Raw genomic sequence first — 16,574 nt, 5'->3', positions numbered from 1 at the left:
CTGACGACTGCCGGTTCTCTTCTCGTCATCGACGCCCGGCACCCTATCAATGTCGCCTCTGCGGGGGAACCTGGCAAGGTCCGGAAACCGGCGTCCCGTGGAGATCGTTCAGCGCACGCCGAGCCAGCGATGCTCGTGAACGTTTTGCGCGACCCGGGCCTGCCCGCACCGGGCCAGCGCGGAACGCATCAGCCACTCGCGCTCGGGATAGTAGGAGAACACGAACTGACCCTCCTTCAGCACGTCGATCACGCCATCGGCGATGCCGGGGCGCAGGGCGGGGCACCCCCAACTGCGACCCAGCCGGCCCTGCGCCTCGCCGGCTGCCGGGTCCACGTAGTCAGCGCCATGGATGACGATCGCGCGGCTCATCGCCGCATCGTTGAAGCCGGGTTCCAGGCCCTCCATGCGCAGGGAGTAGCCGTTTTTGCCTTCATAGGTCTGGCCGGTCAGAAACAGGCCCAGGCTGGAGGCGTGAGAGCCTTCTTGGTTGGAGAAGTGGTCCGGGATGTCTCCGCCCGAGCCCTGGCCATGCGCCACCACCTCTCGATAGAGGAGCGTGTTGCGGGCCAGATCGAAGACCCAGAGACGTGGCGTCAGTGAAGAGCGGCTGTAGTCGATGATTGCCAGGCGCCGGGCGTTCTCTCCCACGCCGTGCTGCTGCGCGCATTGCATGATCCCCAGGCCGAGGGCGAGGACGTCGGGATCGGCGTCCGGGGCCAGTCGATCGAGTGAGGCCGCCGTCGGCTGATATCTCACGTCGGCGCGTGCCAGCAGGTCGGGAGCGGTCGATGACGTTGCCGCCATCGCGGGGGAGATCGCTGCCAGCAGGCTCGGCGAGGCGATGAGGAGGAGTGCCACGAGAGTCTTGAACATTGACGGTGTGGGCGAGGTGGCTGGAAAGGCGCCAGCATGCTTGAGAAGTCCCATCGAGACAAGCGCCGCCACCACCACTAAAGTCTAGATGTAATGTGCGGGCCTTATTCGTAAATTGGCGCGCTCTATCGAATTGCGGATCCTGCGGGTCCGTGTCGTACCTGCCGGATGCCCACAAGGCGTCTTTCCAGCACCAGGGGCCCTAGATGATTACATTCATTGGATCGATCCTACTGTTGATAGTGGGCTACTTCACGTATGGAAAATTCGTGGAGCGGGTGTTCGTCACCGATCGCAAGCGACGCACGCCGGCGTTCACCATGCGTGACAACATCGACTACGTGCCGATGAACACCACGCGGAATTCGCTGATTCAACTGCTCAATATCGCGGGGGTCGGACCCATCTTCGGACCGATTCTCGGCGCGCTCTACGGTCCGGTGGCGTTCGTTTGGATCGTCGTCGGCTGTATCTTCGCCGGCGCGGTGCACGACTATCTCACCGGCATGATCTCGATCCGCAATCATGGCGCTCACCTGCCGCAGCTGGCGGGCAAGTTCCTGGGCAGGGTGATGAAGCACGTCGTCAACGGCTTCGCCATCCTGCTGCTGCTGCTGGTGGGTACCGTCTTCGTGACCTCGCCGGCGGCGCTGCTCGCCAACATGACGCCGTTGTCGATCACGCTGATCACGCTGGTGATCTTCGCCTATTATCTGCTGGCGACGCTGCTGCCGATCGATAAGGTGATCGGTCGCATCTACCCTTATTTCGGCGCGCTGCTGCTGTTCAGCGCGTTGGGTATCGGCCTGGGCATGATCTTCACCGGCGCGCCGATTCCCGAGCTCTCGTTCCAGAACATGCATCCCCAGGGTGCACCGATCTTCCCGCTGCTGTTCCTGACCATCTCCTGCGGCGCGCTGTCCGGTTTTCATGCGACCCAGACGCCGATCATCTCCCGCACCACGGAGAACGAGAGCAACGGTCGCAAGATCTTCTACGGCATGATGATCACCGAAGGCGTCATCGCGATGATCTGGGCGGCGGCGGCGATGAGCCTGTTCCACGGCGATCACACGCTATCCGACGTCCTGGCAGCCGGCGGCCCGGCCGCCGTGGTCAGCGAAGTCTCCACCACCATGCTGGGCGCCATCGGCGGTACGCTGGCCATTCTCGGCGTGATCGTGTTGCCGATCACCTCCGGCGACACGGCTTTCCGCAGCGCGCGCATGATCATCGCCGACTACCTGAAGGTCGACCAGCGCCCCATCGTCAAGCGCCTGCTGATCGCCGCGCCGCTGTTCGTGGTCTCCTACGCGCTGACCCATATGGACTTCACGCTGCTGTGGCGCTACTTCTCCTGGGCCAACCAGACCACGGCCGTCATCGCGCTGTGGGTCGCGACCATGTATCTGGTGCTGGCACGCAAGCCGCACCTGATCACCTCGATCCCGGCGACGTTCATGACCATGGCGACCTTCACCTATCTCGCCTACGCGCCGATCGGCTTCGGTCTCTCGCTGCAGATGAGCTACGTGGTGGCGGCGATCGGTACGCTGATCTGCATCGCGTTGTTCATGAAACGGGTACGTCGCCTGAGCGGCGGCCTGTTTGCCGTCGACGAGCCGGAAGTGCCGGCCCACCTGAACGGCAAGAGGGGAGAAGCGCTGGCGACGAGCTGAGTGCCAACGTTTCGCTCGTGGTAGACCTGCAAAGCAAACGGGCCCGTGCCAATGGCACGGGCCCGTTTCTTTGGGTGATGCGACGGCGGTGAAACCGGCTCGATACCTTCGAGCCGGTGCGCCGATCAGGAAGCCTGGTAGAGCTTGCTCAATGCCGCGTTCAGCGTCTTGCTGGGCCGCATCGCTTCGCTCACCAGCTTGCCATCGGGGTGGAAGTAGCCCTTGATGTCCACCGGCTTGCCCTGGACGGCGTTCAGCTCGTCGACGATCGCCTTCTCGTTGTCGCTGAGCGTCTTGGCGATCTCCTCGAACAGTGATTTCAGCTCGCCATCTTCGGTCTGGGCGGCCAGCTCTTTTGCCCAGTAGAGCGCCAGATAGAAGTGGCTGCCACGGTTGTCGAGCTCGCCGACCTTGCGCTTGGGCGACTTGTCGCTGTCGAGAAACTCGCCGTTGGCCTTGTCCAGCGTCGCCGACAGGATGCTGGCACGGGCGTTGTCGAAGGTGCTGCCGAGATGCTCGAGGGAAGCCGCGAGGGCCAGGAACTCACCCAGTGAATCCCAGCGCAGGTGGTTCTCCTCCAGGAACTGCTGGACGTGCTTCGGCGCGGAGCCGCCGGCACCGGTCTCGAACAGGCCGCCGCCGTTCATCAGCGGCACGATGGAGAGCATCTTGGCGCTGGTGCCGAGTTCCATGATCGGGAACAGGTCGGTCAGATAGTCGCGCAACACGTTACCGGTGACGGAGATGGTGTCTTCGCCTTTGCGGATGCGCTCCAGCGACACCTTCATCGCTTCCACCGGCGCGAGGATACGGATATCCAGGCCGTCGGTATCGTGATCCTTGAGGTAGGTCTCGACCTTCTCGATCAGTTTGGCGTCGTGGGCGCGGTTGGCGTCGAGCCAGAAGATCGCCGGCGAACCGCTTTCACGGGCGCGATTGACGGCCAGCTTGACCCAATCCTTGATCGGCGCATCCTTGGTCTGGCACATCCGCCAGATGTCGCCGGCCTCGACGTCATGGCGGAACAGCGTCTGGCCGTTCTCGTCGGTGACGACGACGGTGCCATCGGCCGGGATGTGGAAGGTCTTGTCGTGAGAGCCGTACTCCTCGGCCTTCTGTGCCATCAGGCCGACGTTGGGCACGCTTCCCATGGTGGTCGGGTCGAAGGCGCCATGCTGCTTGCAGTCCTCGATCACGGTCTGGTAGATGGTCGCGTAGCAGCGATCCGGAATCACCGCCTTGGCATCGTGCAGGGCGTCGTCGGTGCCCCACATCTTGCCGGAATCGCGGATCATCGCCGGCATGGAGGCGTCGATGATCACGTCACTCGGCACGTGCAGGTTGGTGATGCCCTTGTGGGAGTTGACCATCGCCAGTGCCGGGCGCTCCTGGTAGAGCGCGTCGATGTCGGCCTTGATCGCATCCCGCTGTTCGCTCGGCAGTTTCTCGATCGCGCTGTAGAGATCGCCGATACCGCTGCTGGAGTTGAAACCGGCCAGTTTCAGCGCCTCGGCGTGCTTCTCCAGCGCCTCCTTGTAGAACTCCTCGACCACGATGCCGAACATGATCGGGTCGGAGACCTTCATCATGGTCGCCTTCAGGTGCAGCGAGAACAGCACGCCGCGCTTCTTGGCATCCTTGATCTCGCTGTCGATGAAGTTGCGCAGGCGACGGCTGCTCATGCTCGCGGCGTCGACGACTTCGCTCTCCTTGACGGCGAGGCCTTCTTTCAAGGTGATATGGGTACCGTCTTTCTGCTGCAGTTCGATCTTCAGCTTGCCGGCGTTGGCGATCACGGCGGACTGCTCGCTGCCGTAGAAGTCGCCTTCGCTCATGTGGGCGACGTGAGACTGGGAGTCGCTGCTCCACTCACCCATGCGATGCGGGTACTTGCGGGCATAGTTCTTGACCGACTTGGGCGCGCGACGATCGGAGTTGCCCTCGCGCAGCACCGGGTTGACCGCGCTACCCTTGGCCTTGTCGTAAGCTGCCTTGATCGCCTTTTCGTCATCGTTCTTGGGCTCTTCCGGATAGTCCGGCAGCGGATAGCCCTGGCCCTGCAGTTCCTTGATGGTCGCCTTGAGCTGCGGCCCCGAAGCGCTGATGTTGGGCAGCTTGATGATGTTGGCTTCCGGCGTCGTCGCGAGTTGTCCGAGTTCGGCCAGATCGTCGCTGACGCGCTGCTCGTCGCTCAGCAGATCGGGGAACTGGGCCAGAACGCGAGCGGCGAGAGAGATGTCGCGGGTTTCGACCGTGATGCCGGCGGTGCCGGTGAAGGCCTCGATGATCGGCAGCAGAGAGTAGGTGGCCAGAGCCGGGGCTTCGTCGGTCAGGGTATAGATGATCTTCGGCGTATTGGGCATGTCTGTTCGTTAACCTCTCTTTGGCAATGACACGAAGTGTCGAGTGCGTGCGGAAACTCGAGTGCGCGGCGCGCCGTTCCGGTTCGAAACGTCTGCGCTCGACGCCGTCCTCTGTCGGTCACCCGATGCTTTTTCGAGTCCTGGACGTGATATCCGCCTGAACGTCGGCTTCTGGCGCCCCGGATGTCCGGCACTCGGACTGAAATCGGTCGCGGCGACGGTGCGTGAAAGTTGTCGACAACCCGCGGTCGCGACCGAGTATACCAGCGGTGGGTGACCAGCGCATTCACGTGACCCGGTAGCGGACCGGCGATCACGGCTGTTCGAACGATACGATCTCCACCCAGTTCGTCTTGCGGCCGGTGGCGACATCGTTGACATGGCTCAGCTTGCCGCTGGCCGCTTCGATGCGATAGAGCGACAGGTGATCGCTCAGTTCGCCGGCGGCTACCAGGTAACGCCCGACGGGATCGATCCCGAACCCCCGGGGCTGTGTCACGGTAGGCCGGGTGCCGACGAAGTGGAGCTCGCCGGAATCCGGGTTGGCGCGCAGCGTGCTCAGGGTGCTGCCGGTGCGCTCGGAGAGGTAGAGATAGCGCCCGTCGGGCGTGACGTGCAGATCGGCGGCCCAGATACGAGGGGTGTCGTCCCCGTCGGGAATCTCCTCCCGGGGCATGCCCGGCGCGAGGCCGTGGCCCTCGGGCAACCCCTGGCAGACGCCGACCCGGCTCAGCGTGCCGCTGTCGGCATCCAGCGCGAAGGTCGTTACCGTGGCGTCGAACTCTCCCAGTACGTAGACGAATCGCCCGTTCGGCGAAAAGACGAAATGGCGGGGGCCGGAACCGGTCGCGGTTTCGGCGACGGCCGGCTCGTTGGGAGCGAGCGCGCCGTCGGCGAAGTAGAACTGGGCCAGCTGGTCATCGCCCAGGTTGGTGGCAAGAACGTGGTGATTGTCGGGGGTCGTCTGGATGGCATGCGCGCGGCTGCCGGTGCCAAGCGTCTGGGTGGCATCTCCGGCGACGCCGTTGGCATCGATGGGGCTGACGCTGACCAGATCGCCGCCGTAGGAGGCGGCCAGCAGGTAACGACCGGCGCGGTCGGTGGCGATGTAGGCCATGCTGCCGTAGAGCGCGCCACTGCCCAGCGGCGTCAACTCCCCGCTGCTGGCTTCGATGCGATAGCTCAGCACCCGCAATGGATCACTGCGGACCGCTGCGTAGAGATACTGCCGATCGGGACTGACGGCCAGCGGCATCACATTGTCGGCTGCCTCCGTGGTAGCGAGCGGGATCAGTTGGTCGGCGCTCCGATCCAGCCGGTAACTGCCAATGGTTCCATCGCCGGCATTGGCGACGTAGACGACGGTATCGAGCGCGGGGGCGGTGGGGGGCATGAGGCGTTCCTGAACGGTTGAAAGAGGTCGTGCGACAGTGACGCCGTCCCGGCGCGTGTTGACCGGCGGCCCGGTGACGACGAATGGCAGAAAGACGAGGTTCCGTTTTAGCATCGGCCACCTGGTGGCGTCGATTGCCGATAGGTCGATCCGCCGCCCTCAGCGCTCGGCGTCCAGTCGGCTCTGCAGCAGCTTGAGAATGGCACGCTCGTCGGGGCCGATCAGTTCGTCATCCTTTGCCAGTTCAGTCTCCACCAGCTTGCGGAAATGCTCCAGCGTCCGGCCGTCGAGGTAGCTCTCGACGACACGCGGGTCGATATAGCTCGCCTTGGCGATGCTAGGCGTGTTGCCCAGCATCTTGGCAACCCGTTCGACGGCCTGGCGAACGTTGCCCTGGCTTGTCTTGTCGTTGTCGCCGGGCCCCAGCTCCTCCAGTGCCAGTGCCGCGATCGAGGTCCCCGCCCAGGTCCGAAAATCCTTGGCGCTGAAGCGTTCGCCCATCACCTCGTGGATGTAGTCGTTGAGGTCGTGGCTATCGACCTTGACCTTGTGGCCTTCGTCATCGAAGTATTTGAAGATTTCGTAGCCGGGGATGTCATCGAGCTCGCTGACGATCGTCGCCAGGCGCTCATCTTCGACGACACGATGCTGTTCCTGTCCGCTCTTGCCTCGGTAATCGAAGATCAGCTCGTCACCGTCGATGGTCAGATGCTTCGAGCGCATGGTCGTCAGGCCGTAGGAGTCGTTCTCTTCACGGTAGCGCTCGCTGCCGGGCCGGAAGTAGGCGCTATCGATCAACCTGACCATGCAGGCGAGGACCTTTTCCCGTGGCATGCCGTCGAGTAGCAGGTGCTGGCCGGTCACGCGTCGCATCGGCGTCAGGCGCTGGGCGAACTCGACGATTCGGTCGAATTTCAGTATCTCGCGCTTCTGTCGCCACTTGGCGTTGTAGATGTACTGCTTTCGGCCGGCGCTGTCGCGTCCCGTGGCATGGATGTGGTGACGCTTGTCGAGCACGATCTCGACCTCCTGCCAGGCCGGTGGAATGGCCAGCGATGCGATCCAGTCGCGCCACGCCTTGTCCTTGAGTGTCTTGCCATCGTCCAGGCGGTAGGTGAAGCCCTTGCCGCAACGGTGGCGGGTGACTCGCTTCGGGGTTCTGGCAGTCATGGCAAACTCCTTTTGCCGAAACCGATCATCGGTGTTGCCCGCCGTCATTGGCGTGGCAGATTCGAGATCAGGATAGACCAGCGCCGTCAAAACACTCGGTGCACGCCGGTTTGACCTAGACTGAGCGGATTCTGATTCAGGGACGGGAGTGGCGAGATGGTAGGACGTTTTCGGTGGGTGTGGCGCCTGCTACACCGATCCTTGTGGTATCGCGCCACGCTGTTCTCGTTGGGCGGAGTGCTCACGGCACTCGTCGCCTGGTTGGCGTCGCCCTGGCTGGATGTTCCCTCGGCCGTCAGCATCGGTGCACGATCGGTGGATAGCATCCTCAATATCATCGCCTCCAGCATGCTGGCGGTAACCACTTTCTCGCTGAGCGCGATGGTAACGGCCTATGGCTCGGCGACCAGCAACGTCAGCCCGCGGGCAACACTGCTACTGATCGAGGATCGCATCACGCAGAATACCCTGGCCACGTTCATCGGTGCGTTTCTCTTCAGCCTGGTCGGCATCATCGCCCTGGCCGCCGGCGTCTACGACGAAGACGGCCGCACGCTGCTGTTCGCCGCGACGATCGTGGTCATCGTGCTGGTGGTCTATCAACTGATCAAGTGGGCCGGTTATCTGACGCGGTTGGGCCGTGTGCGAGACACCATCGCCAAGGTCGAGCGCGCGGCGAGCGACGCCCTCCAGTCTCGCATCGAGAACCCCTATCTCGGTGGTCAGGCAATGCCGGCGCACAGCCGGCCGGAGCTGCATCCCGTTCGTGCCGGCGAGGTCGGCTACGTTCAGCACATCGACATGCCGCTGCTCGATTCGTTGGCGACCAACGAGCGAGAAGCGATCTACGTGCAGGTGCTGCCGGGAAAGTTCGTCGATAGTGGCGTCGTACTGGCGACGAGCGGCGAGACCAGCGATGAGCGGACCAGGAAAATCCGTACCGCTTTCACCATTGGCCCGTCGCGGCGCTTCGAGCAGGATCCGCGCTTCGGCATCATCGTACTGGCCGAAGTTGCCTCCAAGGCGCTCTCGCCGGGTATCAACGACCCGGGCACCGCCATCGACGTGATCGGCTGCGGGGTCCGCGTACTGACTCCCTGGATGAGACATGCGGCCGACGGTATCGATGAAGCCGAACAGCCTGCGGCCCATGTCTTCGTCGAGCCACTCTCGACGGCCGACGTGTTCGACGACTTCTTTACACCGATTGCCCGGGACGGGGCCTCCACGGTGGAGATCGGGATCCGGCTGCAGAAGGCCTTGAGCGCGCTGGCGGCGGTCGGTGACGAGCGCTCCAAGCGTCTCGTCAACGACCACCGCGAACTGCTGCTCAAGCGCTTCGATCAGGGCCTGACGCTGGAAGACGATCGTCAGCGGGTCAGACGCGCGGCCAGCGACTGACCCCGGGGCCCGCTCAGTTCAGGCCGAGCAGGCCGCGAAGCGTCGACAGGTCCTCGGCGAGTACCGTCACCGGCCCGGTCAGGGCCCGGCGATCGGCATCGCTGACCTCGTCGTAGGATTCGAAGCCTGCGCTGGGATCGTCGGCGTCCAGGCGATAGTCGGCCAGGGTCTCTTCCACGTCGTCGAAGTTGGCCTGGACGCGTTCGACGAAGTCGGGGTCCTCCTGCGCGGCCAACGGCTTGAACAGCTCGAAGATCTCCCGCGCGCCGTCGACGTTGCCCTGAAAGTCCCACAGGTCGGTACGGCTGTAGCGATCCTCCTCGCCGGATACCTTGGTCGCCGCAACCTCTTCCATCAATGCGGCAGCGCCGCCGACGACCGTCTCCGGCGGGAAGGTCAGGCCCTGGACGCGACTGTCCAGGTCGTTGACGTCATCCATCAGGCCCTGGGCGTACTTCTCCATGCCGTCGGTGCTGTGATCGTGAAACAGGGCGTACTCGAGACGGTGGAAACCGGTGAAGTCGGGATCCTCGACGCCTTTCTCGTAGTCGTCCTCCCGCGCGTCGATGCTGGCGTCGAGATCGGCGAACAGCTCGGCGATCGGCTCGATGCGCTCGTAGTAGACCCGGGTCGGAGCGTACAGCGCCTGCGCCTTCTCGACGTCACCGGCCTCGATGGCGGCGGTGAAATCCCGGGTGTGGCTGACCAACTGCTCCAGATTGTCGAGCACGTAGAGCTTGTAGTCGGCGACCGGGCCGACCAGCGCTTCCGGAGCGACTGCGGCCTGGGCTGCCGGAGCCGCGAGCAGGGCGGTGATAGGCGCGAGCGGGAGTAGCGCGAAAGCGCCGGTCGCGATCCACTGTCGAGTTTTCTTCATTGTCTGCCTCCGTTGAATGATCCGAGTGCCAGTCGGCGGTCGTGCCTCGTCGGCTCGTCGTCGCGAGCGCGATGGTTGTTGCTGTCCATTCGTTTTGTCCGACGCCTGCTGTCCGTACCCAACCGGCTCAGGCCGAGGCGGCCAGCAGGCCACTGCCCAGGAAATCGTTGGCGTCCCGCGCCCCGGGCAGCACGAAGAAGTAGCCGCCGCCCACCGGCTTGATGTACTCCTCCAGCGGCTCGCCGTCGAGGCGATGCTGGACGGTGATGAATCCCGCCTCCAGGTCCGCCTGGAAGCAGAGGAACAGCAGCCCCATATCGAGCTGTCCATTGGCCTCGACGCCATTGGAGTAGTTGAACGGCCGCCGCAGGATGCGATTTTTCTCGGTGGCGGGCGTACGCGGATTGGCCAGCCGGATATGGGCGTCGAGCGGGGTGATCTCGCCCTCCGGATCCCGCCCGTAGTCGGGGACGTCCTGCTCCTTGCCCTCCGTGCTATCCCCGGAGAGCGGCGCACCGCTCATCTTGCGACGACCGAAGATCATTTCCTGCTCCTGCAGTGGCGTGCGGTCCCAGCGCTCGACGAAGTTGCGGATGATGCGCGCCGCGAGATAGCTGCCACCGCGAGCCCAGGCCGGTTCGTCATGATCCCCGCCGACCCACACCAGCTCGTCCATCAGCGCGTCGTCGTCGCCATCGGGATTGGCGGAGCCGTCGCGGAAGCCGAGGAAATTGCGGGCGCTGCCGTCGCTGTCGCCTGGCGCAGGCGGCAGCAGCGGCACGGTGCCTTCCTGCTTCCAGCGCACCATCAGCAACCCCGGCGTATTCTTGATGATGTCGCGCAACGCGTGATAGCCGGTGTCCAGGGTGTTGGCGCAGATCTGGAGTGCCAGGTCGCCATGGCAGCGCGCGGCATCCAGGGCGTCGTTGGGGAAGCCCTCCATGCGCTGCAGGCGCTTCGGCCGGGCGCCCGCCAGGCCGAAACGCTGATCGAACAGGGAGTCGCCCACCGCGAGGGTCATGGTCAAGCCGTCAGGGGCGACCACCGGGCCCAGGATGCCGGAGTCCGGCGGCGGGAACAGCGGGTTCCGCTCGGGAATGCTGCCGCCCTGGGTCAGAAAGGCCATCCGCTCGGTCAGTATCTTCAGCAGCCTTTCCAGATCGTCTCGATCCCGCGCCAGCACGTCGAACGCGACCAGCATGCCGGTGGCCGGGCGCGGGGTGACGATGCCCTGCTGATGATGGCCGTAGAAGGGATAGCGCAGTTGCGAGTCCTGCTCCTGCGGCGCGCTGGTGACATCCTGGCCGTGTCCGGTGGCAGCCAAGGCCCGGGCCGGGCAGGCGCCACCGAGCCCGATCCCGCCCAGCCCCAGGCCCAGGCCGGCCAAGCCGGCGCCCTTGAGGAAGCGGCGGCGTTCACGGTGGGCGGGCGTGGACGCGTCGGACTGGGCGAGTGCTGGCTGGGAACGGTCTGTCCGGCGATGAAAGGGACAGCCTGAATGACGATCGAACTGACTCATGAGCGATGACCGAGGTCGATTAACCTTTCAGGGTGAGGGTTTGGTTGATGCCGGCGAGCGAGTCGGCCAGGGCGCTGGCCGCCTGCAGCAGGCCCCCGGCGGCGACGCCGTCTGGCGTCGACGCGTCGGCCGCCGGAAGATCCCGCTGTAGCGTGCTCAGGTTGGCCTCCAGCGTCTGCAGGGTGGCGGGAGACTGACGCTCCAGGAGCGGTGCCAGCAGCGAGACGATCTTGTTGGCCCCTTCGGTCAGGGAGACGAGATCGGCAAGGTCTGGGCCCGCGACGGCGCTCTCGCCACGATGGTGGTCGAGCCACGCCTCCAGCACGCGCGACGTCCCGTCCGCCAGCTGGGCCGGCGGGATCGAGGCGTGCTTCAGCCGTTCGCTGAGCGTGTCCACATCGGCCAGCAGTTGCGCGGCAACCGGCGCCAGGCCGGCGGTATCCTGCCGCTCGAACAGGCCGTAAGCGAGCCGATGGAAGCCGACGAAGGCAGGGTCGGCCTCGCGCCGTTCGAAGTCGTCGGCGCGCGCATTGAGGCGCTGATCGATATCGCTGTAGAGCCCGATGGGCATGGCCAGATGCAGATCGGCGCGACGCGCTTCCCGATAGGCACGGTGGGCGGCATCAAGATCGCCGGCACCGATCGCATCGCGCAGCTCGACGGCACTGGCGCGGAGCTTGCGCAACTGCAGCGTGGTATAGACGCGGTACTCGGCCAGCGCGCCCACGAAAGCGGTTGCCGGAAGGGTGGACGCCGGAGCGCTCGAATCGCCGGCGACGACATGCAGGGTGCCGCGTGGATTGCTGAGCAGGCCGCACGTCATGACGTAATCACCCGCCTTCAACGTCGCCGTCAGCGGCTGGCGCAGGCCGGGTGCGATGTTCTCCCGCTCCGCAAGCACCATCACGCCGTCGATGATCTCCCACTCGATGGCCCGGTTCGACCGGTTGACCACGGTGAACGTGCGCTGTCCGGCGGGCACTTCCAGTCGGTTGGGCTCGCAACCGCTGGCGGTCACCTCGACGACCTGGCCGTCGTCGCCGACCGGATTGACGGCCCGCAGCGAGAGCGTGAAAACGCCCAGGGCAACCAGCATCAGTAGAAACGACAACGCCATCCCCAAGCGCAGGACGCGAGAGGAGGGCGGCGCGACGGACGTGGCCTGTGACATGGCTCAGGCTCTCCCGTGCCGGGGCTGGGTCGCTGCCGAGGCTCGGGGCGATGACGGACCAAGCCACAGCAGCCACGACGCGACGGCCAGATAGCCGATATAAGCGATGACTTCACTCACCGTGGGGGCCGGCTGGTAGCCGAAGATGCCCGAGAACAACGACCCCAATGGCGTATCCAGCGGCAGACGATCGCTCAGGTCGAAAACCACACCCTGGGCGTGATTCCAGAGACCCGCTTCATGCAGCGCGCGCACCGAGCCGGCGAACAGCCCTGCCGCGACCAGCAGGATGAACAGGCCGGTAAGACGGAAGAAGTGCGCCAGTGGTAGCTTCAAGCTGCCACGGTAGAGAGCCAGGCCGGCGACAGCCGCGACGACCAGCCCCAGCAGCGCGCCCAGAGGCGCCGCCGAGCTGCTGCTCTGCTGGAACACTGCCAGCAGAAAGAAGATCGATTCCAGTCCCTCACGCGCCACGGCGAGAAAGACCATGCCGATCAGCGCGTAGGTGTGACGTCTACCGCTGCCGAACGCCCGGTCCAGCGACCGGGTGAGCTCCCGCCGCATGCCGCTGGCGGCGCGTCGCATCCACATCACCATCCAGGTCAGCACACCGACAGCGAGGAAGCCGACCAGTGCCTCGAACAGCTCCTGTTGACGCTGCGGGAACTCGGCACTGGCGAACTGCAGTCCCGCGCCGACGAACAGGGCCAGCGCGGTGGCCAGGAAAATGCCGATCCACACGGCGGGCATCCAGGCGCCACGGCCGGTCTGACGGAGATAGCTGGCGATGATGCCGACGACCAGGGCCGCTTCCAGCCCTTCTCTCAACATGATCAGAAAGGGTACCAACATGACGGAGATCCAGTGGCGAATCGCGGTGAACGATGATCAGACGATAATGGGTGAAACGGTGTGAATGATACTTGTTATCACCTTCGTTCGGTAACACTTTTTCACGTTCCGTTCGAATCGCGACATCGACGTAGCTGGAGTAGGATAATCTGTTCTAAAAACGACATCGGGGTGCCTAATGGCGATGGCGGTGTCGCGCAGAGATAAAAACGCATGCGTCGCCTAGTCACAGGGATTACAGTCGAGACAGGCCGGTAGAGACGCCGACAAGCCACGTGACGGTCGCTGTCGAGCGCCGTTCGACATCGACGAAGTCGCCGTGGAAAGAGAGCGACAGACGCCAGGGAACCGCAATAACAATAACCGCCGAACCATCCTTGGAGGAGACATGACATGGCAATCACCCCCGCTCGTGGTAGCACCCCCACCCCCGCCGGCGCCGTGCCCGAACCGCAGACGCTTGGCTTCCTGCTGCTGGAAGATTTCACCCTGATTTCCTTGGCATCGGCCATCGAGCCGTTGCGCATGGCCAACCAGCTTGCCGGACGCGAGCTCTATCGCTGGTATGTGATGACCATGGATGGCGCTCCCGTTCGAGCGAGTGATGGCATGCAGGTGACGCCGGATGCCAGCGCCCATTCGCCGCTGCGGCTGGACTGGCTGGTGGTGTGCGGCGGGGTTGCGCCACAGCGCTCGGTGACGCCGGCCCTGCTGACCTGGCTGCAGAGTCGTCAGCGCCAGCTGCGGCGGGTGGGGTCTGTCTGTACCGGCAGTTGGGCGCTGGCCCAGGCGGGGCTGCTCAACGGTTACGATGCCAGTATCCACTGGGAGTGTCTGGCCGCGATCCAGGAAGCGTATCCGCGTACCGCGTGGAGCACGCGGCTATTCTCGATCGACCGCGACCGCTTCACGGCCTCGGGCGGCACGGCACCGCTGGACATGATGCTCAATCTGATCGGGCGCGACCATGGTCGCGAGCTGTCGGCGGCCATCTCCGAGATGTTCATCTACGAGCGGGTTCGCGGCGAGGAGGACCAGCAGCGGGTGCCGCTCAAGCATGTGCTCGGCACCACCCAGCCGAAGCTGCTCGAGATCGTGGCGTTGATGGAAGCCAATATCGAGGAGCCGATCGAGCTCGACGAGCTGGCCAGCTACGTGGATGTCTCCCGGCGCCAGCTCGAGCGGCTGTTCCAGCGTCATCTGCACTGCTCGCCGTCGCGCTACTATCTCAAGTTGCGGCTGACGCGGGCCAGGCAACTGCTCAAGCAGACACCGTTGCCGATCATCGAGATCGCTTCCGCCTGTGGCTTCGTCTCCACCCCCCACTTCTCCAAGTGCTATCGCGAGTACTTTGGCACGCCGCCGCGCGAGGATCGGGGCGAGACCCTGAAGATTCGTCGACTGGAGCCTGCGGCGATCCCGCTGGCGGGCAACGATTCGCTGATGCAGTCCAGCAGTGCAACGGTGGCGCTGAGCCACGCCAGGGGAGAACCGACCTACGCCAGTATCGCGCTGGGCTGAGCGAGGCGGCTCTCACTTCCGGATCGGGCGGCCCTTGTGCCGCCCGTTGTCGTTGCGCGGTCAACTGCCGCGACGCCTGGTCCCGGCCCCCGGACAGAGACTAGATGACGACTCTGGCCACGATCACCACGATCCCGAACGTGAGCACCCCGCCTATCACCGGCCAACCCAGCGAACGGGTTCTACGCCAGACGACGAGGGTGACGCCCAGTCCGACGATCGTCGCCAGCCAGCCCGCAGGGTCGGGCGTGCGCGGCATCAGCGAGACCCCCAGAACGGCAGCGATCATCATCGGCCCCAGCACCACCAGCCACTTTGGCAGGGCATCGACGGCGGCATCTCCATCGCGACGTTTCAGGCGCCGCTGCATCCAGAGCAGTGGCAGCAGTCGGATCAGATAGGTGCCCAGCGCAGCCACGGCCATGCCAAGCCAGAGTTCAAGGCTCATCGGCGTTTCCCTCCCCCCGTTGCGGCTGTCTCCGGCAGCCGAACCAGATAGAAGCAGAGCGCCCCGCAGGCGGCAGCCAGCGGGATCCCGATATTGGTCAGCCCGGTCAGGGTGCAGAGCAGGGCAGCGACGATACTGATACCGAGCGCGAGCGCCCAGCGCCTGGAGGTGATGCGCGGCACGAGCAACACCAGAAACAGTGCCGGCAGCGCAAACGGCATCACCTCACTCAGCAGGGGCCAGCGGCGGGTCAGCCACTCGCCGGCGACGGCGCCCAGCAACGAGCCGGCGATCCAACTGAGCCAGGCCAGCAGGGCGGCGCCGAAAAACCAGCCCATCCGGCTTGCTGCCGGCAGTTGCGGCAGGCGGCTGTGGGCCAGGGCGAAGACCTGATCGGTCAAGCCATGCATCAACCATGGCCACCAGCGACTCTTCGGCAGCCAGGGCGCGAGATTGGGGGCGTAGACGACATGGCGCACGTTGATCAGCAGTGTCAGCGCCACGGTCAGCCACAGCGGTGAGCCGCTGGCGATCATGCCGACGAACAGGAACTGCGACGCCCCGGCATAGATCAGGGCCGAGATCGCCAGGGTCTCGACCGTGCTGAACCCCGCCTGAGTGGAGATCAGTCCGAACGAGACGGCCACCGGGATGTATCCGCCCAGCAGAGGTACCGCTTCACGGACGCCGATCAACCACGCGTTCGGGGATGGGGGCATGTCGGTATCAGCCATTCGATGTCTCTCCCCTGGCGTAGACGATGGTGACCAGTAGCGTCGCGCCCATGTCGCTGGCGCGATAGTCGTGCGCTCGATCGGCAGCGAATGTGAAGACCTCCCCGGCGGCAAGCTGGTGCGGCGTTCCCGGCGGCCCTACCGATATCCGGCCCTCGACGACCTGCAAGGTTTCCCGGGTGCCTGGTGGGTGAGGTTCTGACTGTCGAGCCGCTCCGGGGGCGCAGCGCATCAGGTAGACATCGACGGCCGGCTCGTCGTGACGCTGATGATGACTCTGCTCGATCAGGCGCACGCTGACGCCATTCTCTTCCACCGGTGTCGCGACGGGGGCTACCAGAGTGCCGAACGGTACCCCCAGCTGCTTCGCCAGGCGCCACAGCGTGTCGATGGTCGGGTTGCCGCTCCCCTGCTCGAGGCGGGACAGGTTCGACTTGGCGATTCCCGCCCGAGCCGCCAACTGCGTCAGTGACAGGCCCTGGGCCTGACGCAGCGCTTGAAGATGCCTTCCCAGAGTTTCCAGCGCGATCTCGTCCATGAGCGAAAGGGTCCAATCGTTCTTTATATGGA

14 protein-coding genes are annotated in these 16,574 nt (G+C 64.7%); 3 read left to right on the top strand and 11 right to left on the bottom strand.

The window, feature by feature from the left end; translation table 11 throughout:
• Positions 1 to 108: 108 nt before the first annotated feature.
• Positions 109 to 861, bottom strand: a complete 753-nt coding sequence (locus AAGT95_RS20075; protein WP_342594930.1) for a murein L,D-transpeptidase catalytic domain family protein — start codon at positions 859 to 861, stop codon at positions 109 to 111.
• A gap of 221 nt (positions 862 to 1,082) precedes the next feature.
• Between AAGT95_RS20075 and AAGT95_RS20070 the strand changes: the two genes are divergently transcribed.
• A complete protein-coding gene (locus AAGT95_RS20070) occupies positions 1,083 to 2,555 on the top strand; it encodes a carbon starvation protein A (RefSeq protein WP_342594929.1) in 1,473 nt (490 codons plus the stop codon).
• 125 nt (positions 2,556 to 2,680) lie between these two features.
• Here the strand turns inward: AAGT95_RS20070 and AAGT95_RS20065 are convergent, their stop codons facing one another.
• The 3 genes from AAGT95_RS20065 to AAGT95_RS20055 all read right to left on the bottom strand — a co-directional run bounded on the left by AAGT95_RS20065 (position 2,681) and on the right by AAGT95_RS20055 (position 7,481).
• Positions 2,681 to 4,918, bottom strand: a complete 2,238-nt coding sequence (locus AAGT95_RS20065) for an NADP-dependent isocitrate dehydrogenase (RefSeq protein WP_342594928.1) — start codon at positions 4,916 to 4,918, stop codon at positions 2,681 to 2,683.
• A 313-nt stretch (positions 4,919 to 5,231) separates the two neighbouring features.
• Positions 5,232 to 6,311, bottom strand: coding sequence for a lactonase family protein (locus AAGT95_RS20060; RefSeq protein ID WP_342594927.1), 1,080 nt, complete (start codon positions 6,309 to 6,311; stop codon positions 5,232 to 5,234).
• A gap of 159 nt (positions 6,312 to 6,470) precedes the next feature.
• Complete coding sequence (locus AAGT95_RS20055) at positions 6,471 to 7,481, bottom strand: DNA topoisomerase IB (RefSeq protein WP_342594926.1); 1,011 nt, start codon at positions 7,479 to 7,481, stop codon at positions 6,471 to 6,473.
• Between the two features lie 156 nt (positions 7,482 to 7,637).
• Between AAGT95_RS20055 and AAGT95_RS20050 the strand changes: the two genes are divergently transcribed.
• Entirely contained in the window at positions 7,638 to 8,882 is a 1,245-nt protein-coding gene (locus AAGT95_RS20050; RefSeq protein ID WP_342594925.1) for a DUF2254 domain-containing protein, read from the top strand.
• Between the two features lie 13 nt (positions 8,883 to 8,895).
• Here AAGT95_RS20050 and efeO (AAGT95_RS20045) read toward each other — a convergent pair whose 3' ends face one another.
• The 4 genes from efeO (AAGT95_RS20045) to efeU all read right to left on the bottom strand — a co-directional run bounded on the left by efeO (AAGT95_RS20045) (position 8,896) and on the right by efeU (position 13,301).
• Positions 8,896 to 9,759: an iron uptake system protein EfeO gene (gene efeO, locus AAGT95_RS20045; protein ID WP_342594924.1), complete on the bottom strand. Its 864-nt coding sequence runs from the start codon at positions 9,757 to 9,759 to the stop codon at positions 8,896 to 8,898.
• A gap of 127 nt (positions 9,760 to 9,886) precedes the next feature.
• On the bottom strand, positions 9,887 to 11,278 hold the full coding sequence (efeB, locus tag AAGT95_RS20040) for an iron uptake transporter deferrochelatase/peroxidase subunit (protein WP_342594923.1): 1,392 nt from the start codon (positions 11,276 to 11,278) through the stop codon (positions 9,887 to 9,889).
• A gap of 19 nt (positions 11,279 to 11,297) precedes the next feature.
• A complete protein-coding gene (gene efeO, locus AAGT95_RS20035; protein WP_342594922.1) occupies positions 11,298 to 12,449 on the bottom strand; it encodes an iron uptake system protein EfeO in 1,152 nt (383 codons plus the stop codon).
• A gap of 3 nt (positions 12,450 to 12,452) precedes the next feature.
• Entirely contained in the window at positions 12,453 to 13,301 is an 849-nt protein-coding gene (gene efeU / locus AAGT95_RS20030) for an iron uptake transporter permease EfeU (protein WP_342594921.1), read from the bottom strand.
• A gap of 393 nt (positions 13,302 to 13,694) precedes the next feature.
• Here efeU and AAGT95_RS20025 point away from each other — a divergent pair, with 393 nt between their 5' ends.
• Positions 13,695 to 14,822: a GlxA family transcriptional regulator gene (locus AAGT95_RS20025; protein ID WP_342594920.1), complete on the top strand. Its 1,128-nt coding sequence runs from the start codon at positions 13,695 to 13,697 to the stop codon at positions 14,820 to 14,822.
• Between the two features lie 100 nt (positions 14,823 to 14,922).
• Here AAGT95_RS20025 and AAGT95_RS20020 read toward each other — a convergent pair whose 3' ends face one another.
• From AAGT95_RS20020 to AAGT95_RS20010, 3 genes are read right to left on the bottom strand one after another with little or no spacing between them, the layout of a single operon-like run.
• Positions 14,923 to 15,270 (bottom strand): AzlD domain-containing protein, encoded by a 348-nt coding sequence (locus tag AAGT95_RS20020; RefSeq protein WP_342594919.1) that lies wholly within the window; start codon positions 15,268 to 15,270, stop codon positions 14,923 to 14,925.
• Complete coding sequence (locus AAGT95_RS20015) at positions 15,267 to 16,004, bottom strand: AzlC family ABC transporter permease (protein ID WP_342594918.1); 738 nt, start codon at positions 16,002 to 16,004, stop codon at positions 15,267 to 15,269. The genes AAGT95_RS20020 and AAGT95_RS20015 overlap by 4 nt, the downstream gene beginning before the upstream one ends.
• Positions 15,997 to 16,542, bottom strand: a complete 546-nt coding sequence (locus AAGT95_RS20010) for a helix-turn-helix domain-containing protein (protein ID WP_110598415.1) — start codon at positions 16,540 to 16,542, stop codon at positions 15,997 to 15,999. Before AAGT95_RS20010 ends, AAGT95_RS20015 begins: the two co-directional genes overlap by 8 nt.
• Positions 16,543 to 16,574: the final 32 nt, after the last annotated feature.

The organism is Salinicola lusitanus (genome assembly GCF_038648475.1).
GTDB lineage: Bacteria > Pseudomonadota > Gammaproteobacteria > Pseudomonadales > Halomonadaceae > Salinicola > Salinicola lusitanus.
This window is presented reverse-complemented; position numbering and strand designations above follow the sequence as displayed.